Raw genomic sequence first — 21,328 nt, 5'->3', positions numbered from 1 at the left:
ATTCTGGATTCAGGGGGCTAGGCGGCGCTGCAACTGTCGTCCCAGCACGCGCGCGGCTTCGTCCCAGGTTGTCTGAACGCCGATTGTAGAAAGGTCCACCGTTTGCAGCCCTGCGTAGCCGCAAGGGTTGATCCGGCCGTAGGGTTCCAGGTCCATGGCGGCGTTCAATGCAACGCCGTGATAGGTGCAATGCCGGCTGACCTTGATGCCCAGGGCTGCAATCTTGCCAAGCCCCGAAAAATCGGGTTGGGGCGCGGGCGAGCCGGGTGCGCGCAGTTGCGGGCGCTGGGGCAGCATGGCATGGCTGCGAGGGTCGTCGAGGCGCACGTAGATGCCGGGGGCGCCTTCCACGCGGTGGCCGGTGATACCGAAATGCTCCAGCGTGCGGATGACCGCATCCTCGATGCGGAACACGTATTCCTTGACGAAGTAGCCCAGGCGCTGCAGGTCCAGCAAGGGATAGGCGACCACCTGGCCCGGGCCGTGGTAGGTGACCTGTCCGCCGCGGTTGGTGGCCACCACGGGAATGTCGCCAGGGCTCAGCAAGTGGTCACTTTTGCCGGCGAGGCCTTGTGTGAAATGTGCGGAGTGCTCGCATATCCACAGCTCGTCGCGCGTGCCGGCGTCGCGTTGGCTGGTGAAGGCCTGCATGGCCTGCACCGTGGCCTCGTAGTCCGTGCGGCCCAGCAGGCGCAGGTCCAATGACTGCGACTGCTGCGCGTCAAGGGTGCTCACAGCACCACTTTCACCAGCGGATGCGAGGTGAAGGCGCGGTACAGATCGTCGAGTTGTTCGCGGCTGGTCGCCGTCACCGTGACGGTGACGCCCAGGTATTTGCCGCTGCTGCTGGGGCGCAATTCAATGGTGCTGGCGTCAAAGGCAGGGTCGAAGCGTTGGGCGATCTGGGTGATCTCGTGCACCAGATGCTCGGCCTTGACGCCCATGACCTTGATGGGGAACTGCGACGGGTACTCGATCAGCGAATCCTTGCGCGGGTCCGCGCCCGGCTCGGTGGCTGGGGTGGGGGTAGGGGTGGAGGCGTCGGTCATAGGTGAATCAAGGTTAATCGCTTGGCGTTGGAGGCGATTGTGCGCTATCGTTCGCGGCCATGTCGCAGCCCGGGGCTGCCGCGTCGTCCGCCACGAGAACTCCACACACAACAAACAAGTGGCCTGCGGCGCGAGGCTGGCGCTGTTGGCCGGCTGCCACACAGCCCGGTCGCCGCCTCCGTTTTGGGCATGCCCGTAACAACCCCTATCGTTCGGCAGGGGTTTTTACTTATAATCAGAGGCTTTGTGAAAAAGTCTTGTCTGGTCTGCGGCCTTAGAGAATTCAATGAAAAACTACGCCGCCGACACAGACGCTGACAGGGAACTTGAGGGCGAGGATTCCGACTTCAAGCCCCTGACCTCCGAGGAGGCTCAGGAGTGGCGCACGCGAAACCCGCAGATGTCTGTGTGGCGTTTCGTGGTGGTCCAGGCGGTGGTGGGCGTGCTGGTGGCACTGGTCGCATGGCTGGTGACGGGGCGCGCCGAGGTCGGATGGTCGGCTGCCTACGGTGCCTTGTCGGTGGTGTTGCCGGCAGCGCTGTTTGCGCGTGCCGTCGTACGAAAGAGGCCGGGCGGCGCTGCAGCCGCCATGGTGGGAATTTTTGGCTGGGAACTGGTGAAGCTGGTGCTGTGCATTGCCATGCTGGCGGCTGCACCCAAGCTGGTCCCGGGGCTGAGTTGGCTGGCGCTGCTGGCGGGCTTGGTAGTCGTCATGAAAACGTATTGGGTCGCGCTGATAGTGCGATCCAGTGTCCGAAAAACCGATTGATATTTGAAGAGAAGTTGACCGATGGCCGCAGACGCGCACGCACCTACTGCAAGTGAATACATCGTTCACCACCTGCAGCACCTCCAGAACATCAAGCAAAAGTCGATCATCGACTTTTCGGTCATCAACCTGGACTCGATCGTCGTCAGCGCCACGCTGGGCGTGCTGAGCCTGTTCGTGCTGTGGCTTGCCGCGCGCAAGGCCACATCGGGCGTTCCGGGGCGCTTCCAGGCGGCTGTAGAGCTGCTGGTCGAGATGGTGGACAACCAGGCCAAGGCCAACATCCACAACGCGCAAAGCCGCAAGTTCATCGCTCCCCTGGCACTGACCGTGTTCGTGTGGATCTTCATGATGAACGCCATGGACATGCTGCCGGTGGACCTGCTGCCGGTGCTGTGGCAGGGCTTCCAGGGTGACTCGCACGCCTACCTGCGCGTCGTTCCCACGGCTGACCTCTCGACCACGCTGGGCCTGTCCTCGGCCGTGCTGATCCTGTGCTTCTTCTACAGCATCAAGATCAAGGGCATGGGCGGCTGGGCCCACGAACTGGTGACTGCCCCGTTCGGCACCAGCAAGAATCCCGTGTTTGCACTGATCCTGGGTGTCGTGAACCTGGCCATGCAAATCATTGAATATGTCGCCAAGACGGTTTCGCATGGCATGCGACTGTTCGGCAACATGTACGCTGGTGAGTTGGTGTTCTGTCTGATCGCTCTGATGGGCGGTGCGGCTGCCATGTCGCTTTCCGGTGTGTTGCTCCCCTTGGGGCACATCATTGCAGGCTCTATCTGGGCGATCTTCCACATTCTGATCATCACCCTGCAGGCCTTCATTTTCATGATGCTGACGCTGATCTATCTCGGCCAGGCGCATGAAGCCCACTGACCATTTCCTTTCCCTCTCAACCTTTCTCTTTCTTTAATCTCAGGAGTCATCATGGAAAACATTCTCGGTCTCGTCGCTCTGGCTTGTGGTCTGATCGTTGGTCTGGGCGCTATCGGCGCTTCGATCGGTATCGCCCTGATGGGTGGCAAGTTCCTGGAATCGTCGGCACGTCAGCCTGAGCTGATCAACGAACTGCAAACCAAGATGTTCATCTTGGCCGGTCTGATCGACGCTGCCTTCCTGATCGGTGTGGCCATCGCTCTGCTGTTCGCTTTCGCCAACCCCTTCGTCCTGGCCTAAGCTCCGATCAACGCCCTAGATAGAAAGGTGTTGCCGTGAGTATCAACGCGACCCTGTTCGTCCAGGCCATCGTTTTCCTGATCCTGGTGCTGTTCACGATGAAGTTCGTGTGGCCCCCGATCGCGAAGGCGCTGGATGAACGAGCTCTGAAAATCGCCGATGGCCTCGCTGCTGCCGACAAGGCCAAGACCGACCTGGCCGCTGCCAACAAGCGCGTCGAGCAGGAACTGGCCCAGACGCGCAACGAAACGGCATCGCGGCTTGCGGACGCCGAACGCCGTGCCCAGGCCATCATCGAAGAAGCCAAGGCCCGTGCCTCCGAAGAAGGCAACAAGATTGTTGCTGCTGCCCGCGCCGAGGCCGAGCAGCAGACAATCCAGGCCCGTGAAGCCCTGCGCGAGCAAGTGGCTGCGCTGGCCGTCAAGGGCGCCGAGCAGATCCTGCGCAAGGAAGTGGATGCCGGCGTCCATGCCGACCTGCTGAACCGCCTGAAGACCGAGCTGTAAGGAAGAGCAAACATGGCAGAACTCGCCACCATTGCCCGTCCTTACGCAGATGCCCTGTTCAAGGCCAGCACCCAGCAGGGTGCTGACCTGTCCGGCACTGTTGCCTGGGCGGAGGAATTGGCGGCGATTGCCGCCAATCCGCAATTGCGCCAGCTGGCCGACGACCCCAAGGTGACCGACGAACAACTGTTCGACGTCATCAGCGGCGTGGCCGGCTCGGCATTGCCCGATGCCGCACGCAACTTTCTGCGCGTCATCATTGAAAACGGCCGACTGCAAGCCCTGCCAGAAGTGGCGGCCCAGTTTCGCAGCCTCGTGAACCGCGCCGGTGGCTCGTCCGACGCCGTGGTTCAAAGCGCATTCCCCATAGATGCTGCCGCACTGGCCGCACTCGGGACTTCGCTGGAGAAGCGTTTCGGCCGAAAGCTGAACCTGTCGGTGCAGCAAGATCAGTCCCTGATCGGTGGCATCCGCGTCGTGGTGGGTGATGAAGTTCTTGACACCTCCGTCAAGGCCCGCCTGGAACAAATGAAAGCGGCCCTCATTGCGTAACAACGCGACTGAGGTCTCGGCTAACCAAAGCTAAAGAAGGAAAGAGTCATGCAACTCAATCCCGCAGAAATTTCTGAACTGATCAAGAGCCGCATCGAGGGTCTGGCTGGCAGCAGCGACATCCGTAACGAAGGCACCGTGGTTTCGGTGACCGACGGTATCGTGCGCGTGCACGGCCTGTCGGACGTGATGCAAGGCGAAATGCTGGAATTCCCCGCAGGCAAGGACGGCCAGCCCTCCTTCGGCCTGGCGCTGAACCTCGAGCGCGACTCCGTCGGCGCCGTGATTCTGGGCGAGTACGAGCACATCTCCGAAGGCGACACCGTCAAGTGCACGGGCCGCATTCTGGAAGTGCCCGTCGGCCCCGAACTCATCGGCCGCGTGGTCAACGCCCTGGGTCAACCCATCGACGGCAAGGGTCCGATCAACGCCAAGATGACGGACGTGATCGAGAAGGTCGCTCCCGGCGTGATCGCACGCCAGTCCGTGGACCAGCCCCTGCAGACCGGCATCAAGTCCATCGACTCGATGGTGCCCGTCGGCCGTGGCCAGCGCGAACTGATCATCGGCGACCGCCAGACCGGCAAGACCGCCGTGGCCATCGACGCCATCATCAACCAGAAGGGTCAGGGCGTTACCTGCATCTACGTTGCGATCGGCCAGAAGGCTTCCTCGATCAAGAACGTGGTGCGTGCCCTGGAGCAGGCCGGCGCGATGGAATACACCATCGTCGTGGCTGCCACCGCTTCCGAATCCGCTGCCATGCAGTACGTGTCGGCCTACTCGGGCTGCACGATGGGCGAGTACTTCCGCGACCGCGGCGAAGACGCGCTGATCGTCTATGACGACCTGTCCAAGCAAGCCGTGGCCTACCGCCAGGTTTCGCTGCTGCTGCGCCGTCCCCCGGGCCGCGAAGCCTTCCCCGGCGACGTGTTCTATCTCCACAGCCGCCTGCTCGAGCGCGCAGCCCGCGTGAATGCCGACTATGTCGAAGCCTTCACCAAGGGTGAAGTCAAGGGCAAGACGGGTTCGCTGACGGCTCTGCCCATCATCGAAACCCAGGCGGGTGACGTGTCGGCCTTTGTGCCCACCAACGTGATCTCGATCACGGACGGCCAGATCTTCCTGGAAACCAGCCTGTTCAACGCCGGTATCCGCCCCGCCATCAACGCCGGTATCTCGGTGTCGCGCGTCGGTGGTGCTGCACAGACCAAGCTGGTCAAGGGCCAGTCCGGCGGTATCCGTACCGACCTGGCGCAATACCGTGAGCTGGCTGCCTTCGCGCAGTTCGCCTCCGACCTGGACGAAGCCACCCGCAAGCAGCTCGACCGCGGTGCCCGCGTGACCGAACTGCTCAAGCAGGCCCAGTACAGCCCCCTGTCCACCGCCCTGATGGGCGCTTCGCTGTTCGCAGTGAACAAGGGCTACATGGACGACATCCAGGTCAAGCAAGTGCTGGCTTTCGAGTCTGGTCTGCACCAGTTCCTGAAGACCAGCCACGGCGCCCTGATCGACAAGCTGAACGCTTCCAAGGCCATGGACAAGGATTCCGAAGCCGAATTGAACGCCGCCATCGTTGCGTTCAAGAAGTCGTTCGCTTAAACCGGACGAGGAGCCATCATGGCAGCAGGTAAGGAAATTCGCGGCAAGATCAAATCGGTGGAAAACACCAAGAAGATCACCAAAGCCATGGAAATGGTGGCCGCATCCAAGATGCGCAAGGCGCAGGAACGGATGCTGGCTGCACGCCCGTACAGCGAAAAGATCCGCAACATTGCAGTCCATCTTGGCCAAGCCAACCCCGAGTACGTGCACCCGTTCATGCAAGTGAACGGTGATGCCAAGACTGCCGGCGTCATCGTTGTGACGACGGACAAGGGGTTGTGCGGCGGCATGAACACCAACGTGTTGCGTGCTGTCACGGCCAAGCTGCGGGAGCTGCAGGATCAAGGCGTGTCGGCAGAAGCGGTGGCCATTGGCAACAAGGGTCTGGGCTTTCTGAACCGTGTCGGCGCCAAGGTGGTTTCGCACGCGACGGGTCTGGGCGATACGCCCCATCTGGAAAAGCTGATCGGCCCTGTGAAGGTGCTGCTCGATGCGTACGCAGCGGGCAAGCTGAGCGCGGTGTACCTGAGCTACACCAAGTTCATCAACACCATGAAGCAGGAATCGGTGGTGGAGCAGTTGCTGCCCCTGTCGTCCGAGAGCATGCAGGCCGAGAAGACGTCTGGCCATAGCTGGGACTACATCTACGAACCCGATGCGCAGTCCGTGATCGACGAGCTGCTCGTGCGTTACGCAGAGTCCCTGGTCTACCAAGCGGTTGCAGAAAACATGGCGTCCGAGCAATCGGCGCGCATGGTGGCCATGAAGGCCGCGACCGACAACGCCGGCAACGTCATCAGCGAGTTGAAGCTCGTCTACAACAAGACGCGTCAGGCAGCCATCACGACCGAACTGTCGGAAATCGTGGCTGGCGCCGCTGCGGTGTAAACGGCTTTAACAGACAAACTAATTGGAGCAAAAAATGGCTCAAGTGCAAGGCAAGATTGTTCAATGTATTGGCGCTGTGGTGGACGTCGAGTTCCCCCGTAACGCAATGCCCAAGGTGTTCGATGCCCTGAAGCTCGACGGCTCGGCCCTGACGCTGGAAGTGCAGCAACTGCTGGGTGACGGCGTTGTGCGTACCATCGCCCTGGGCTCGTCCGACGGTCTGCGTCGTGGCCTGATGGTGTCCAACACCGGCAACCCCATCACCGTGCCCGTGGGCAAGGCGACGCTGGGTCGCATCATGGACGTGCTGGGCAACCCCATTGACGAACGCGGTCCCGTGGATCAGGCCCTGACGGCCCCCATCCACCGCAAGGCACCGGCTTATGACGAGCTGTCGCCTTCGCAGGAACTGCTGGAAACCGGCATCAAGGTGATCGACCTGATCTCTCCCTTCGCCAAGGGCGGCAAGGTGGGTCTGTTCGGTGGCGCCGGCGTGGGCAAGACCGTGAACATGATGGAACTCATCAACAACATCGCCAAGGGCCACGGTGGTCTGTCGGTGTTTGCCGGTGTGGGTGAACGTACCCGTGAAGGCAATGACTTCTATCACGAAATGTCGGACGCCGGCGTGGTCAACCAGGAGTCGCTGAACGACTCCAAGGTCGCCATGGTCTACGGCCAGATGAACGAACCCCCGGGCAACCGTCTGCGCGTGGCGCTGACCGGCCTGACCATGGCCGAAGCCTTCCGTGACGAAGGCAAGGACGTGCTGTTCTTCGTGGACAACATCTACCGCTACACGCTGGCCGGTACCGAAGTGTCCGCTCTGCTGGGCCGCATGCCTTCCGCCGTGGGCTACCAGCCCACGCTGGCCGAGGAAATGGGCCGCCTGCAAGAGCGCATCACCTCGACCAAGGTCGGTTCGATCACTTCCATCCAGGCCGTTTACGTGCCTGCCGATGACTTGACCGACCCCTCGCCTGCCACGACGTTCGCCCACTTGGACTCCACCGTGGTGCTGTCGCGTGACATCGCTTCGCTGGGTATCTACCCCGCTGTCGACCCGCTGGACTCCACCAGCCGCCAGCTGGACCCCCAGGTCGTGGGTGAAGAGCACTACAAGGTGGCCCGCGAAGTGCAGGGCACGCTGCAGCGCTACAAGGAACTGCGCGACATCATCGCCATTCTGGGCATGGACGAGCTGGCTCCCGAAGACAAGCTGACCGTGGCCCGCGCCCGCAAGATCCAGCGTTTCCTGTCGCAGCCTTTCCACGTGGCCGAAGTGTTCACTGGCGCTCCCGGCAAGTACGTGTCGCTGGCTGAAACCATCCGTGGTTTCAAGATGATCTGCGCCGGCGAGTGCGATCACCTGCCCGAGCAGGCCTTCTACATGGTTGGCACCATCGACGAAGCCTTCGAGAAGGCCAAGAAGCTGGCGGCTTGAGCCTGCGGCACCCCCTGAGCGACTGCGTCGCCTCCCCCTCTCTACCCGCTTTGCGGGGGAGGGGGACGACACCCTCGCCGAGGGCGGCCCTTGCTCGGTGTCCCCGATCTGGGCCCTGCCGGTTCCAAGTTCCAGTCCTACCTTTTCTGAGGAGCAAAGATGAACACCATCCACGTTGATGTGGTCAGTGCCGAAGAGTCCATCTTCTCCGGTGAAGCGCGCTTTGTCGCCCTGCCCGGTGAATCCGGCGAACTGGGCATTTTTCCCCGCCACACTCCGCTGATCACGCGCATCAAGCCCGGCTCGGTGCGTATCGAGATGGCTGACGGCAGCGAAGAGTTCGTCTTCGTGGCCGGCGGCATCCTGGAAGTGCAGCCCAACTGCGTGACCGTGCTGTCCGACACCGCCATCCGCGGTGCCGACCTGGACGCCGAGAAGGCCGAGAAGGCCAAGCTCGAAGCCGAGGAAGCGCTGAAGAACGCTAAGAGCGAAGTCGATCTGGCGCGTGCCCAGTCCGAGCTGGCCGTCATGGCCGCCCAGATCGCGGCCCTGCGCAAGTTCCGCCAAAAGCGCTGAGCCCTCCCGGGACCAGCCGCAAGAAAGCCGCCCTCGGGCGGCTTTTTTCATGGTGCGCAGGCGTCTCAGTCGCCGCAGCGGGCCTGGTAGACGTAGGTCACGGCGTTGTCCTTGGGGTCGACCGTGCGCGACTTGTGCGTCACGGCCTTGGCTGGCACGGGGCACAGCGCGCGGATCTGCTGCTCGCATCGCTTGGGGTCGTCCTCGCGCAGCTTGCAGCTGAGCACATAGTCGTACTCTTGCGAGTCATCGAGGACGGGGCTTGCGCAGGCGCTCAGGGCCAGCACGGCAGCCAGCAGGCCCAGGCGGGCCAGGGTGTTCTTCATGGTGTGGATGCTCCTTGATGAAATGGCGTGACGCTATCACAGCCTCCGTGCCCGCGATAGCTCGATGAAGGGGGGCGCTCGGCCTGAGGGCCGGTTTGCCTCAGTGCCGCTGTATCACGACGGTATCGGGAAGATTGTCGCCACCTTCGTGCACAGGCTGCAACGGGTCACGCGGGAAGTTGGTTTCCAGCAGCAGGCTCACGCGCTCCAGGGCTGCTGTCATGCCCATGGCATAGTGGCCGCCCTGGAAAGCGGCCTGCATGTCACTGATCAGCGTCTGCCACTGCTGCGCAGGCAGGGTGCGCGCCAGGGCGCGGTCGGCGACGATCTCGATGGCGTGGTCGGCCAGCAGCAGATAGATCAGGGCGCCGTTGTTGTGCTCGGTATCCCAGACGCGCAGCTTGCCGAACAGCGTGATGGCGCGCTCGCGCGGCGTGGCATCGCGCCAGATGTAGCTGGGCGGCAGGCCGGGCTCGACGCAGATACGGATCTGTCCTGTATGGCGCTGCTCGCTCATGGTGATCAGGCGCTCCAGCTCCGCCAGGGTCTCGGGTGGGAGTGCACGCCGCAGCTGCCCTTCGGCCCAATGGTGGCGCAGCAGCCGGACCAGACGCTGAACAAAGCCTGTGATCGCAGCCGCCATCTCACCAACTCCCCGAGGCGCCGCCGCCCCCAAAACTGCCGCCTCCCCCGGAGCTGAAGTCTCCGCCGCCGCTGCTTCGTCCGCCGCCTCCGCCAAAACCACCGCCATAGCCACCCCCTCCGCCCCATCCACCGCCACCTCTGCCGGAGCGGCCGCTGCCCAGCAAGGTGAACAGCAGAGCGACGATGCCCGCTCCGCCTGCCACCAGCAGACTGGTGGTCACCACATAGGCGGCAATGCCGGCGCCTGTGCCTGCCAGCACCGAGGCCAGGGGCCGGCCCAGCATCGAGCGCAGGATGGGGCCCGCGATGACCACACCGAAAAAGAAGAACAGCATCAGGTCTTCCATGTCGAAGCCACGGTCCGGGCTTTTGGAGGAAGGGGCATTGGGGGAGGGGGCCGGCAGCTGCTCGCCCGCAATGCGTGCCGCCACCTGGTCCAGCGCAGCGGCGATGCCGCCTGCATAGTCGCCCTGGCGAAAGCGCGGGGTCATCTGCTGGTCGATGATGCGAGCGGCCGCCAGGTCGGGGATGGCGCCTTCCAGCGCGCGGGCCACTTCCAGCCGCATGCGCCTGTCGTTCTTGGCAATCACCATCAACAGCCCGTCGCCCACGTCGCGGCGGCCTATCTTCCAGTCGCTGGCCACGCGCCAGGCATAGGCGGCGATGTCCTCCGGCGCCGTGGTGGCCACCATCAGCACAACGACCTGCGAGCCCGACTTCTGTTCAATGCTGCGCAGCCTGTCTTCAATGGCCCGTGCATCGTCGGGCGACAGCGTGCCCGTCTGGTCGATGAGCCGGGCCGTCAGCGGGGGGACGGGTTGCGGAGCCTGCGCCAGCGCGCTGCCTGGCAGCAACAACGCTGCCAGGAGCAGGGCGCAAAGCATGCGCCAGAGCGGCGCCAGGGATGTGGTCACGGTTTACTTGTTGCCGAAGTCCACCGTGGGCGGGCGAGAGATTTCGGCCTCGTTCTGCACGCTGAAGGTGGGCTTGGGCTCATAGCTGAAGACCTTGGCTGTCAGATTGGTCGGAAAGCTGCGCGCCAGCACGTTGTAGGACTGCACGGCCTGGATGTACTGGTTGCGCGCCACGGTGATGCGGTTCTCCGTGCCCTCCAGCGTGACGCGCAGGTCACGGAAGCCCTGATTGGCCTGCAACTGGGGGTAGCGCTCGGCCACCACCATCAGCCGGGACAGCGCACTGGACAGCTCACCCTGCGCCTGCTGGAACTTGTTGAAAGCCTCGGGGTTGTTGACCAGCTCGGGCGTGGCCTGGATGGAGGTGGCCTTGGCGCGTGCCTCCACCACCTTGGTCAGGGTCTCCTGCTCGAAATTGGCCTCGCCCTTGACCGAGGCCACGATGTTGGGCACCAGGTCGGCACGGCGCTGGTACTGGTTGAGCACCTCGCTCCAGGCCGACTTGGTCTGTTCGTCAAGGCGCTGGAAATCGTTGTAGCCGCAGCCGGTCAGTACCAGAACGGTGGCAAGTGTGGCGATTAGACGTTTCATGAGATGACAACCTGAAAGCGACAATGGAAGACAGTATCGTGCACGATGCTGCGCATCGCTGGCGATTGTGCTGCGCACCTGGCCCGCCGCCCTGTAGGGCAAAGGCCATTCGCAGCGACTGGGACAAGGACTGCAAACGGGCTCTATGCATCAATTCAACACGGCGCGCTGGCTGCCCGGTGGCCACGCACAGACCATCTGGCCGGCGCTGTTCGCGCACCGTCGGCCGGCCGGCCATGCGGCACCCCGGTGGCGGTGGGAGCGCTGGGATACTCCGGATGGCGACTTCATCGATGTCGCCTTCGGCAGTGCTCCCACCCCGCCTGCCGATGCGCCATGGCTGGTGCTTTTCCATGGCCTTGAAGGCTCGGCGAACAGCCACTATGCCCAGGCCATGGCCTGTGTGGCCGAACAGCGCGGCTGGCACATGGCCGTGCCGCACTTTCGCGGCTGCAGCGGCGAGGTCAACCGGGCGCCGCGCGCCTATCACTCGGGCGATGTGCAGGAGGTGGACTGGATACTGCGCCGCCTGCGCGAGCGGTCTTCTCGCCCGCTGCATGCGGTCGGTGTCTCCCTGGGCGGCAATGTGCTGGCACGCTGGGCGGGCGTGCAGGCGGACAAGGCTGCCGAGGTGGTGCAGGCCCTGGCGGCGGTGAGTGCGCCGCTGGACCTGGCCGCCGGGGGAACGGCGCTGGGGAAAGGGCTGAACCGCTGGATCTACACGCGCATGTTCCTGCGCACCCTGGTGCCCAAGGCGCTGCTCAAGTGGGCGCAGTTTCCCGGTCTCTTCGATCGTGATGCCGTGCTGCGTGCGCGTGATCTGAGAGAGTTTGACGATGCGTTCACGGCGCCGGTCCACGGCTTTCGTGATGCGCAGGACTATTGGCATCGGGCGGCGGCCAAACCGCTGCTGGGCAGCATTGCCGTGCCTGCACTGCTGCTCAATGCGCTGGACGATCCCTTTGTCCCTTCGTACAGCCTGCCGGCGCCAGGCGAAGTCGGCCCGCGGGTTACGCTGTGGCATCCGCCGCACGGCGGTCATGTGGGTTTTGCACAGGGGCGTTGGCCGGGACATGTACTGGCCATGCCGCAGGCCGTCACGCAGTGGCTGGCGCACAGCGAAAAAGGATGAATGCAATGGACGATATCGTGAAGCAGGCCATGGCCAAATGGCCCCATGTGCCTGCCTGCAGCGGCTGGCTGGGGCTGGACGAGCGCGGGCGCTGGTATCTGCGCGATGAACAGGCCCAGGCCAGCGGCGCTTTCGACAGCGGAATCCCGGGAGCCAAGGGCGCGGAGGTGCGCAACGAAAAGCTGGCGGACTTCATCGCCCGCAACTACCTGGCCGAGCCCGATGGTCGATGGTTCTTCCAGAACGGCCCCCAGCGCGTGTATGTGGAGCTGGAGAATGCTCCCTGGATATGGCGGTTGCGCTGGGATGGCGAGGGCCTGCAGATGCACAGCCATACAGGAGCCGAACTGGATGCCGGGGCCATCACCGAAGCGCTGATGGACGAGACGGGGCGCCTGTACCTGGCGACGCCTTCCGGCCTGGGCCTGGTCCATACGCAGGACATGATCGATGCCGCGGCTGCGCTGGAGGCGGGCGCGTTGCCGGCCTGTGAAGAGGTGCGGGCCGAGGCGTTGCCGCAGCGCTACGGTTTCGTGCGCAGTCCTGCGCGGGCATGAAAAAACCGGCCGAAGCCGGTTGGTTCCAGAAGTCCCGCGTGTTGCTCAATTGGCGGGGGCTGCTGCGCCTTCTGCCGCGGCGCCTTCTGCGGCAGGGGCCTTGGGTTCTTCGAACTTGCCGCCCGCCGCGTTGGCCATGTAGACCACGCCGCGTGCAATTTCGGTGTCGTTGAAGTCGCCGCCACCCTGAGGGGCCATGGCGCCCTTGCCCTTGAGTGCCGAGTGCACCAGGCCTTCCAGTCCCTGTGCAAGGCGAGGGCCCCAGGCCGCAGCATCCTCGAACTTGGGTGCTCCTGCAGCGCCCGTGGCGTGGCAAGCGGCGCACTGGCCCTTGTAGACCTCTTCGCCCGCGCGCAGGGGGCGGTTGGCATCACGGATCTCCACAAGGCCGATCTTCTGCAGGCGCTGAGCCTTGGCCATTTCGGTCTGGGAAGCGCCGGCACCGGACTTGTCGGCCGAACTCACGTACTGCACTAGGCCGATGATCACGAACACCGGAACCACGAACGAGAAAAACACCGCTATCAGCAGTTGCCTGGGATTCTTGATCGGGCCCGTATGGGCTTCTTCGGTGTGGGTTGCGCTCATGAAGTCCTCTTGTGTTGTGGGGGCGTGAGTCAACAACAAATTATATCGACGGCCCTCTTGCAGACACTGCGCGCAGACCCGGGTTGACCTGGGACGCACATATGCCATGAGATGGATCAAGCAATTGGCAAATGCTTGCCGCACTGAATGACAAAGAGGCGTTCACCTTGCGGTGAACGCCTCTTTGCGGTTGGCGCGGCAGATGCGGTTATTGCTGCGCGGGAGTTTGCGTGGTTGCAGCCGCTGTCGCCGTCCTGTCGGTCCAGCCGCCGCCCAGAGCCTTGTACAGCTCGATCTGATTGAGCAGTTGCGCCAGGCGCACGCTCACGGTGGATTGCTCCAGCGCGAACAGGGTGCGCTGTGCGTCCAGCAGGTCCAGGTAGCTGGCCACGCCGTTGCTGTAGCGCAGGTCGGACAGCTTCAGGCGTGCCTGCTCGGCTTCGAGCTGGGCGCGCTGGGCCATGATCTGGTCACGCAGCGTGCCTTGGCTGTCCAGTGCGTCGGAGACTTCGCGGAAGGCGCTCTGGATGGACTTCTCGTACTGCGCAATGGCCACTTCGCGATCGACCTTGGCCGCAGCCAGATTGGCCGAATTGCGGCCCGCATCGAAGATGGGCAGCAGGGCCGAGGGCGCCAGGGTGAAACCCCAGCTGCCGCTCTTGAACAGGCCCGACAGCTCGTTGCTGGCCGTGCCGAACTGCCCGGTCAACGTGATGCGCGGGAAGAAGGCCGCACGCGCCGCGCCGATGTTGGCATTGGCGCTGATCAGTTGCTGCTCGGCCTGGCGGATGTCGGGGCGCTGCGTGAGCAGGTCAGACGGCAGGCCGGCCGGCACTGCAGGCAGGTCGGCCGTGTCGCGCAGGCCCTGGCTGGAGCCCAGGCTGGCGACTACGTCCGCAGGCAGCGCCTGGCCCAGCAGCAGCACCAGGGCGTTCTCGTCCAGGGCACGCTGGCGCTGCTGCTGCGCCAGGGTGGCGCGCGCAGCTTCGGTCAGCGAGACGGCCTGGCGGTAGTCCAGCTCGGAGGCCACGCCCGTGTCGAAGCGCAGCTTGGTCAGCTTGATCGACTCTTCGCGGGTCTGCAGCGTGTCGCGCGAGATCTTCAGCAACTGCTCGTCGGCCAGCAGCGTGTACCAGCCGCTGGCCACGGCGGCCACCAGGCTGGTCTGCGCGGCGCGGCGCGCTTCCTCGGTGGCCAGGTACTGGGCCAGGGCCGCTTCCTTCAGGCTGCCGATGCGCCCGAAGAAGTCCAGCTCCCAGGAGGTCACGGCCAGGCCGACCTGGTAGCTGTTGACGTACTTGGTGCCGGAGCCCGTGGTATTCGGGGCGCGGCTGGCGTTGACGCCTGCACCGACCGTCGGGAACTGGTCGGCGCGCGTGATCCGGTACTGCGCCTGGGCGCGCTCGATATTGAGCGCGGCCACGCGCAGGTCGCGGTTGTTGTCCAGCGCGGTGCGCACCAGTTGCTGCAGGCGTGCGTCCTGGAAGAAATCCTGCCAGGGCAGCTGTGCGGCAGCCGTTCCGCCTTCTGCCGCAGCAGTGGCGTTCGCGCGGGTGTATTGGGCCGCGACCGGAGCGGCAGGGCGCTCGTAGGTGGGGATGAGCGAGCATCCCGCCAGGAGCACGGCGGTGGCGATGGCCACCGGGGTACTGCGATTAATCATGGCTCAAGGCCTCCTTGCCGGCCGGTGTGGACGGCGGGTTGTGCGTTTTGATCTTGCCCTTGAACAGCTTGCGCACCACGACGAAGAAGGTGGGCACGAACAGCACGGCCAGCACGGTGCCGGTGATCATGCCGCCGAGCACGCCGGTGCCGATGGCACGCTGGCTGGCGGAGCTGGCGCCGGAGGCGATCACCAGAGGCACCACGCCCAGGCCGAAGGCCAGCGAGGTCATGATGATGGGCCGGAACCGCAGGTGCGCGGCTTCCAGCGCGGCCTCGATCAGGCCCTTGCCTTCGGCCTGCAGGTCCTTGGCGAACTCCACGATCAGGATGGCGTTCTTTGCCGACAGGCCGATCACCGTCACCAGTCCGATCTGGAAGTACACGTCGTTGGAATAGTTGCGCAGCAAGGTGGCAAGCACCACGCCCAGCAGACCCAGCGGCACGACCAGAATCACCGACAGCGGAATCGACCAGCTCTCGTACAGAGCGGCCAGGCACAGGAACACGGCCAGGATGGCGAAGGCGTACAGGAAGATGGCTTGCGAGCCCGCCAGCTTTTCCTCACGCGACTGGCCGGTCCACTCGAAGCCGAAGCCTTCGGGCAGCTTGGCAGCCAGCTTTTCCATCTCGTCCATGGCATCGCCCGAGCTGAAGCTCGGAGCAGCCGAGCCTTCGATGCGCACGGCCGGGTAGCCGTTGTAGCGCACCGTCTGCTGCGCGCCCTTGACCCACTTGGTGGTCGCGAACGTGGACAGCGGCACCGGATCGCCCTTGGCATTGCGCGCGTTCAGGCGCAGCAGATCGTCGGGCTGCATGCGGGCCGGAGCGTCGGCCTGCACGATCACGCGCTGCAGACGACCCTGGTTGGGGAAGTCATTGACGTAGGACGAGCCCAGTGCCGTGGACAGCGCCGCATTGATCGAGGTGAAGTCCACGCCCAGTGCGTTGGCCTTGTCGCGGTCGATCTCGATGCGCAGCTGCGGCGCGTCTTCCAGGCCGTCGGGACGCACGCCGGCCAGCACCTTGCTCTGCCCGGCCATGCCCAGCAGCATGTTGCGCGCATTGATCAGCGCATCGTGGCCGTGGCCGGCACGATCCTGCAGGCGGAACGAGAAGCCCACGGCATTGCCCAGTTCGGGAATGGGCGGCGGGTTCACGGCGAACACGAAGGCGTCGCGTATGCCCGCCGTCATGCCCATGATGCGGCCCGTCATGGCATCCACCGTGGAGTCCGCTCCCTTGCGTTCGGACCAGTCCTTGAGCGGCACGAAGGCGAGGGCGGCGTTCTGGCCCTGGCCGGAGAAGCTGAAGCCCAGCACGCTGACCATGTTGGCCACTTCGGGTTGCGGCAGCACGGCCTCCTCGACCTGCTTCATGACTTCCAGCGTGCGCTCCTTGGCGGCGCCAGGAGGCAGTTGCACGTTGACGATGAAGTAGCCCTGGTCCTCGGTCGGCAGGAACGAGGTCGGCAGGCCACGGAACACCACCACGGCACCGGCGATCACGGCCAGGTACACGCCGATCATCAGCACCGAGCGCTTGAGCAGGCGAGCCACCCAGCCTTCATAGGACTTGGCCGAGCGTGCGAACGTGCGGTTGAACCAGCCGAAGAAGCCTTTCTTCTCGTGGTTGTGGCCGGCCTCCACGGGCTTGAGCAGCGTTGCGCACAGAGCCGGTGTCAGCGTCAGCGCCATGAAGGCCGAGAAGCTGATGGAGGCGACCATCACGATGGAGAACTGCCGGTAGATATTGCCGGTGGACCCCGCGAAGAAAGCCAGCGGTATGAACACCGCGATCAGCACCAGCGTAATGCCCACGATGGCGCCCGAGATCTGGCCCATGGCCTTGATCGCGGCCTCGCGCGGCGGCAGGCCTTCCTCGCTCATGATGCGCTCGACGTTCTCCACGACCACGATGGCGTCGTCCACCACGATGCCGATGACCAGCACCATGCCGAACATGGCCAGCACGTTGATCGAGAAGCCCACGGCCTGCATGACCGCGAAGGTGCCCAGCAGTGCAATGGGCACCACGATGGTCGGGATCAGCGTGTAGCGCCAGTTCTGCAGGAACAGGTACATCACCAGGAACACCAGCACGATGGCTTCCAGCAGCGTGTGGGCCACCTTCTCGATGGAGATGCTCACGAATTTGGAGCTGTCGTAGGGAATGGAGTAGTTCACGCCCTTGGGGAAGAACTTCTTCAGTTCCTCCATGCGTGCATGCACGGCCTTGGCCGTGGCCAGCGCATTGCCGCTGGGCGTCAGCTGCACGCCGATACCCACGGCATCCTTGCCGTTCAGGCGGGCGGAGGTCGCGTAGGCCTGGCCGCCGATCTCGATGGTGGCCACGTCCTTGAGGCGCACGGTGGAGCCATCGGGATTGGCGCGCAGCACGATGTTCTCGAACTGGCCGATCGAAGACAGCTGGCCCATCACCGTCACCGTGGCGGCGATCTTCTGGCCCGTGATGTTGGGCAGGTCACCGATTGCGCCGCTGGCCACCTGGGCGTTCTGGCTGCGGATGGCGGCCGTCACGTCCTCGGCCGAGAGCTTGTAGCCCTGCAGCTTGGCGGGATCGAACCAGATGCGCATCGCCTTTTCCGTGCCGAACAGCTGTGCCTGGCCTACGCCGGCCACACGCTGGATTTCGGGCACGATGTTGCGCGAGGCATAGTCGCCCAGGGCCACCGTGTCATAGGCCTTGGCGTCCTCGGACGACAGCATGATGAACAGCAGGAAGTTGGACGACGCCTTGTCCACGCGCACGCCCTGCTGCGTCACGGACGCAGGCAGGCGCGGCGTGGCGCGCGACAGGCGGTTTTGCACGTCCACCTGCGCCAGGTCCACGTTGGTGCCGGCCTCGAAGCTGATGGTGATGCTGCCCGTGCCATCGGCCTGGGCCACAGACTCCATGTAGACCAGACCGGGCGAGCCGTTCATCTCGCGCTCGATCACGGACAGCACGCTGTCTTCGAGCACCTTCGCGGACGCGCCTGGATAGGCGGTGTTGATGACGATGGCCGGAGGAGCCACCTTGGGGTATTGAGCGATCGGGAGCTTGGTCAGCGCGATACCACCGAGGACGATGATGAACAGCGCGACGACCCATGCAAAGATCGGTCTGTCGATAAAGAACTTGGCCATTGCTGAGCCCCTTGATTACTTCTTGTCTGCCTGGTCCGCAGGCTTGGCATCGGCTGCGGCTTGCGGGGCTGGCGCTGCCGTGCCGGCCGGCTTCTGGGCGCCTGCGGCCTCGGGCTGCCACGGTACGGGCTTGACCGGCGTGCCGGGTGGCAGCATCTGCAGCTTCTGGAAGCCGTCGACCATCACCTTCTCGCCCGCCTGCAGGCCTTCGCTGACCAGCCATTGGTTGTTCTGGGCCGTGGTCACCTTCACTTGGCGCTTGGTGATCTTGCCGTCGTCGCTGACCACGCTCACGGTGTCGCCGGTCTCGGTGCGCGTCACCGCCTGCTGGGGCACGGCAATGGCGTTGGACGCCTGGGCCTGCTCCATGCGCACGCGCACATACATGCCGGGCAGCAGCAATCCCTTGGGATTGGGTACCTCGGCACGCAGCGTGACCTGGCCCGTGGAGCTGTCCACGGTCAGGTCGGTGAACAGCAGCTTGCCCTTGAGTTCATAGGCCGTGCCGTCGTCCAGGCGCACCTCGACGCTGGCAGCCTCGGCACCATCGGCCTTCTTGAGCTTGCCCTGCTCCATCGCGCGGCGCAGCCGGAAGGCCTCGCTGGACGACTGGGTGAAGTTCACATAGACCGGATTGATCTGCTGGACCACGGCCAGCGGAGTCGCCTCGCCCTGGCCGACCAGCGCGCCTTCGGTCACCAGAGACTGGCCGATGCGGCCAGAAATGGGGGCGGTGACGCTGGTATAGCCAAGATTGATCTCGGCGGTCCGCACGGAGGCCTTGCCGGCCGCGACGTCAGCCTGGGCCTGCTTGTAGGCAGCCTCTGCATTGACGAAGTCCTGCTTGCTGATCGCGTTGGCGGCAACCAGCGGGCGGTAGCGTTCCAGTTGCGCCAGTGCCTGGGCCTGGTTGGCCTCGGCACGGGCCTGCGTGGCCTTGGCACTTTGCAGCGTCGCCTGGTAGGGCGCCGGATCGATGCGGTACAGCACCTGGCCGGCCTTCACGTCGCTGCCTTCCTTGAACAGGCGCTCCTGCACGATGCCGGCGCTGCGGGCCCGGATCTGGGCCACGCGGCGCGCGTCCACGCGGCCGGGCAACTCGGTCACAAGTCCCACATCGGCGGGGGTGGCCACCACCACACCTACAGGGACGGCGGGCATCTGCTGCTGTGCGGCAGCTTGTTCTTCGGGCTTTTTCCCGCAGGCGGCCATGGCCATTGCGGCGGTGACGGCCAGGGCCACGGTGGTGAGGCGCAGACTGTTGTAAGGGGACGGAGCGGCTGACACATTGCTGCGTGTGCTGGGCATGATGGGTCCTTGTGCTGAATCAAATAACGATGTTGACGTTCCGGTCAGCGCTATCCGGAACGCCCGTGTCCACGGGCAAGTCGCGGATTATACATACATACATGAATGTATAATGACCGCAGTTGCTGCAAGGCGGCGCGAAGCATGGCGTAGCGTGGCATGGCCGGGCTCAACGATGGAAGGAAATACATCTTGGCACGACGAACGAAAGAAGATGCGTTTGCAACGCGCAACAGTCTGCTGGACGCTGCGGAGCAAGTGTTCTACGAGCAGGGTGTCGCCCGGGCCTCGCTCAACGAGATTGCCCAGCGAGCCGGCGCCACGCGCGGCGCGGTCTACTGGCATTTCAAGGACAAGCTGGATCTCTTCTATGCCATGCTGGATCGCGTCACGCTCCCGCTGGAGCAGGCCGCTCAGGGCGACTGCGAAGATGACTCCGAATGCGATGCGCTGGAATATGTGCGGCGCCTGATGGCGGTGGTCTTCGGGCGCATTGCGGATGACGACAGCACGCGGCGCGTCTTCGAGATCCTGTTGCTCAAGGTGGAGTACGTGGGCGAACTCATGCCGGTGCAGGAGCGCAATCGCGCGGCACTGGACTCCTTTTCGTCCCGGCTGGAGTTGGCGCTGTGTGCCGCCGCCGAAAGCCATGCAGTCACCATGCCCATGTCGGCGCACCAGGCATCGATCGCACTGTGCGCCATGTTTGACGGGCTGCTGCAGAGCTGGCTGCTGGGGCGGGCTTTCGATCTCAAGCAAGTGGGTGCCCAGGCGGTGGATGTCTGCCTGCGCGGGCTGGGCTTCACGGTTTCGGAGGCTCCTGCCCAATGAGCGGGTGGGGCCGCGGGGCTTGTACGCGGTAGTGCAAAGTCATGCGACAATCATCGGCTTGTGCAGGGCAGCGATGCCTTGAGCGGCTGTAGCTCAGTGGATAGAGTATTGGCCTCCGAAGCCAAGGGTCGTGGGTTCGATCCCCGCCAGCCGCGCCACATTTTTCTTGGATCGCCCCGGTGGCCTGAGAAAAAAATGCACTGAATTTTTTCAGACGAAAAAAACGGTGCTAGAATTCAAATCTCTTCGGAGGGGTGCCCGAGTGGCTAAAGGGGGCAGACTGTAAATCTGTTGGCTTACGCCTACACTGGTTCGAATCCAGTCCCCTCCACCAGTAATGGTGAAGAAGAGAAGTCATCTGAAAAGGTGGCAGCGTGCAGTCAATCTGTGCGGGAGTAGTTCAATGGTAGAACCCTAGCCTTCCAAGCTAATGACGCGGGTTCGATTCCCGTCTCCCGCTCCAGTTTGCAAGCAAAGTTTTTTGAGGTTGCTTCGGCGGCTTCAAGGCCCATGTGGCTCAGTGGTAGAGCACTCCCTTGGTAAGGGAGAGGTCGGCAGTTCGATCCTGCCCATGGGCACCATTCTCTCTGGTGCGCTCGCTAGATGGGGTTGCGCCAAATCCTGTTGTAGTGATTTAGATTTTTTTCGGAGTCGGAAAAATGGCTAAAGAAAAATTCGAGCGTACCAAGCCCCACGTCAACGTGGGCACCATCGGTCACGTGGACCACGGCAAGACGACCCTGACGGCTGCCATCGCCACCGTTCTGTCCAAGAAGTTCGGCGGCGAAGCCAAGGCTTACGACCAGATCGACGCAGCACCTGAAGAAAAGGCCCGCGGCATCACGATCAACACCGCCCACGTCGAGTACGAAACGGCCAACCGCCACTACGCTCACGTTGACTGCCCCGGCCACGCCGACTACGTCAAGAACATGATCACCGGCGCTGCTCAGATGGACGGCGCTATCCTGGTGTGCTCGGCCGCTGACGGCCCGATGCCCCAGACCCGCGAGCACATCCTGCTGGCTCGTCAGGTGGGCGTGCCCTACAT

General features: G+C 63.9%; 22 protein-coding genes, 4 tRNA genes and 1 pseudogene. 17 read left to right on the top strand and 10 right to left on the bottom strand.

All coding sequences use genetic code 11. From position 1 onward, the window contains the following. Positions 1–9: 9 nt before the first annotated feature. Together lipB and GRX31_RS27530 are read right to left on the bottom strand one after the other, a co-directional pair. Positions 10–735, bottom strand: coding sequence for a lipoyl(octanoyl) transferase LipB (lipB, locus tag GRX31_RS27535; RefSeq protein WP_016453561.1), 726 nt, complete (start codon positions 733–735; stop codon positions 10–12). Beyond that, positions 732–1,049, bottom strand: coding sequence for a YbeD family protein (locus GRX31_RS27530; RefSeq protein ID WP_016448499.1), 318 nt, complete (start codon positions 1,047–1,049; stop codon positions 732–734). Before GRX31_RS27530 ends, lipB begins: the two co-directional genes overlap by 4 nt. Before the next feature lie 286 nt (positions 1,050–1,335). Here GRX31_RS27530 and GRX31_RS27525 point away from each other — a divergent pair, with 286 nt between their 5' ends. The 9 genes from GRX31_RS27525 to GRX31_RS27485 all read left to right on the top strand — a co-directional run bounded on the left by GRX31_RS27525 (position 1,336) and on the right by GRX31_RS27485 (position 8,574). Then, entirely contained in the window at positions 1,336–1,818 is a 483-nt protein-coding gene (locus GRX31_RS27525; RefSeq protein ID WP_016448498.1) for an ATP synthase subunit I, read from the top strand. Between the two features lie 21 nt (positions 1,819–1,839). Continuing rightward, entirely contained in the window at positions 1,840–2,703 is an 864-nt protein-coding gene (gene atpB, locus GRX31_RS27520) for a F0F1 ATP synthase subunit A (protein ID WP_016448497.1), read from the top strand. 51 nt (positions 2,704–2,754) lie between these two features. Beyond that, a complete protein-coding gene (atpE, locus tag GRX31_RS27515; protein WP_011803767.1) occupies positions 2,755–3,003 on the top strand; it encodes a F0F1 ATP synthase subunit C in 249 nt (82 codons plus the stop codon). A 35-nt stretch (positions 3,004–3,038) separates the two neighbouring features. After that, complete coding sequence (locus tag GRX31_RS27510; protein WP_016448496.1) at positions 3,039–3,509, top strand: F0F1 ATP synthase subunit B; 471 nt, start codon at positions 3,039–3,041, stop codon at positions 3,507–3,509. 12 nt (positions 3,510–3,521) lie between these two features. Further along, the gene (locus tag GRX31_RS27505; RefSeq protein ID WP_012202354.1) at positions 3,522–4,061 is read left to right on the top strand and encodes a F0F1 ATP synthase subunit delta; all 540 of its coding nucleotides are present in this window, start codon (positions 3,522–3,524) and stop codon (positions 4,059–4,061) included. A 48-nt stretch (positions 4,062–4,109) separates the two neighbouring features. After that, the gene (atpA, locus tag GRX31_RS27500; protein ID WP_016448495.1) at positions 4,110–5,663 is read left to right on the top strand and encodes a F0F1 ATP synthase subunit alpha; all 1,554 of its coding nucleotides are present in this window, start codon (positions 4,110–4,112) and stop codon (positions 5,661–5,663) included. An 18-nt stretch (positions 5,664–5,681) separates the two neighbouring features. Next, positions 5,682–6,554 carry a F0F1 ATP synthase subunit gamma gene (gene atpG, locus GRX31_RS27495; protein WP_012202356.1) on the top strand — a complete coding sequence of 291 codons (873 nt, stop codon included), beginning with the start codon at positions 5,682–5,684 and terminating at the stop codon, positions 6,552–6,554. Between the two features lie 34 nt (positions 6,555–6,588). Then, the gene (atpD, locus tag GRX31_RS27490) at positions 6,589–7,998 is read left to right on the top strand and encodes a F0F1 ATP synthase subunit beta (protein WP_012202357.1); all 1,410 of its coding nucleotides are present in this window, start codon (positions 6,589–6,591) and stop codon (positions 7,996–7,998) included. Between the two features lie 159 nt (positions 7,999–8,157). After that, on the top strand, positions 8,158–8,574 hold the full coding sequence (locus tag GRX31_RS27485) for a F0F1 ATP synthase subunit epsilon (RefSeq protein ID WP_012202358.1): 417 nt from the start codon (positions 8,158–8,160) through the stop codon (positions 8,572–8,574). Positions 8,575–8,639: 65 nt separating this feature from the next. Here GRX31_RS27485 and GRX31_RS27480 read toward each other — a convergent pair whose 3' ends face one another. From GRX31_RS27480 to GRX31_RS27465, 4 genes are all read right to left on the bottom strand, one after another. Further along, entirely contained in the window at positions 8,640–8,900 is a 261-nt protein-coding gene (locus GRX31_RS27480) for a hypothetical protein (RefSeq protein ID WP_016448494.1), read from the bottom strand. Between the two features lie 100 nt (positions 8,901–9,000). Continuing rightward, positions 9,001–9,543: a TPM domain-containing protein gene (locus tag GRX31_RS27475; protein WP_016448493.1), complete on the bottom strand. Its 543-nt coding sequence runs from the start codon at positions 9,541–9,543 to the stop codon at positions 9,001–9,003. Between the two features lies 1 nt (position 9,544). Beyond that, positions 9,545–10,429: a TPM domain-containing protein gene (locus tag GRX31_RS27470; protein ID WP_160855771.1), complete on the bottom strand. Its 885-nt coding sequence runs from the start codon at positions 10,427–10,429 to the stop codon at positions 9,545–9,547. Positions 10,430–10,462: 33 nt separating this feature from the next. After that, positions 10,463–11,050: a LemA family protein gene (locus GRX31_RS27465; protein WP_016448491.1), complete on the bottom strand. Its 588-nt coding sequence runs from the start codon at positions 11,048–11,050 to the stop codon at positions 10,463–10,465. Positions 11,051–11,195: 145 nt separating this feature from the next. Here GRX31_RS27465 and GRX31_RS27460 point away from each other — a divergent pair, with 145 nt between their 5' ends. Together GRX31_RS27460 and GRX31_RS27455 are read left to right on the top strand one after the other, a co-directional pair. Continuing rightward, positions 11,196–12,182 (top strand): YheT family hydrolase, encoded by a 987-nt coding sequence (locus GRX31_RS27460; RefSeq protein ID WP_160855765.1) that lies wholly within the window; start codon positions 11,196–11,198, stop codon positions 12,180–12,182. Positions 12,183–12,187: 5 nt separating this feature from the next. Then, on the top strand, positions 12,188–12,739 hold the full coding sequence (locus GRX31_RS27455; protein ID WP_016448489.1) for a DUF2946 family protein: 552 nt from the start codon (positions 12,188–12,190) through the stop codon (positions 12,737–12,739). A 57-nt stretch (positions 12,740–12,796) separates the two neighbouring features. Here GRX31_RS27455 and GRX31_RS27450 read toward each other — a convergent pair. From GRX31_RS27450 to GRX31_RS27435, 4 genes and pseudogenes are all read right to left on the bottom strand, one after another. Then, positions 12,797–13,327, bottom strand: a pseudogene (locus GRX31_RS27450) (c-type cytochrome); the annotation flags it as partial. Positions 13,328–13,535: 208 nt separating this feature from the next. After that, on the bottom strand, positions 13,536–14,990 hold the full coding sequence (locus tag GRX31_RS27445) for an efflux transporter outer membrane subunit (protein ID WP_046987756.1): 1,455 nt from the start codon (positions 14,988–14,990) through the stop codon (positions 13,536–13,538). Beyond that, positions 14,983–18,138 (bottom strand): efflux RND transporter permease subunit, encoded by a 3,156-nt coding sequence (locus GRX31_RS27440; protein WP_160855763.1) that lies wholly within the window; start codon positions 18,136–18,138, stop codon positions 14,983–14,985. The genes GRX31_RS27445 and GRX31_RS27440 overlap by 8 nt, the downstream gene beginning before the upstream one ends. Positions 18,139–18,153: 15 nt before the next feature. Then, positions 18,154–19,446 carry an efflux RND transporter periplasmic adaptor subunit gene (locus GRX31_RS27435; RefSeq protein ID WP_016448485.1) on the bottom strand — a complete coding sequence of 431 codons (1,293 nt, stop codon included), beginning with the start codon at positions 19,444–19,446 and terminating at the stop codon, positions 18,154–18,156. 192 nt (positions 19,447–19,638) lie between these two features. On the opposite strand from GRX31_RS27435, the gene GRX31_RS27430 reads away from it, so the two are divergent. The 6 genes from GRX31_RS27430 to GRX31_RS27405 form a co-directional block, all read left to right on the top strand. Further along, a complete protein-coding gene (locus GRX31_RS27430; RefSeq protein WP_026061988.1) occupies positions 19,639–20,277 on the top strand; it encodes a TetR family transcriptional regulator in 639 nt (212 codons plus the stop codon). 82 nt (positions 20,278–20,359) lie between these two features. Continuing rightward, a tRNA-Arg gene (locus tag GRX31_RS27425) sits at positions 20,360–20,435 on the top strand. Positions 20,436–20,525: 90 nt separating this feature from the next. Beyond that, a tRNA-Tyr gene (locus GRX31_RS27420) sits at positions 20,526–20,611 on the top strand. A gap of 55 nt (positions 20,612–20,666) precedes the next feature. Further along, positions 20,667–20,740, top strand: a tRNA-Gly gene (locus tag GRX31_RS27415). A gap of 43 nt (positions 20,741–20,783) precedes the next feature. Next, positions 20,784–20,858 (top strand) — tRNA-Thr (locus GRX31_RS27410). A 78-nt stretch (positions 20,859–20,936) separates the two neighbouring features. Further along, a partial coding sequence (locus tag GRX31_RS27405; protein ID WP_202396672.1) for a GTP-binding protein occupies positions 20,937–21,328 on the top strand: 392 nt, incomplete at its 3' end.

The organism is Delftia sp. CH05, from assembly GCF_009827015.1.
Lineage (GTDB): Bacteria > Pseudomonadota > Gammaproteobacteria > Burkholderiales > Burkholderiaceae_C > Comamonas > Comamonas tsuruhatensis.
This window is presented reverse-complemented; position numbering and strand designations above follow the sequence as displayed.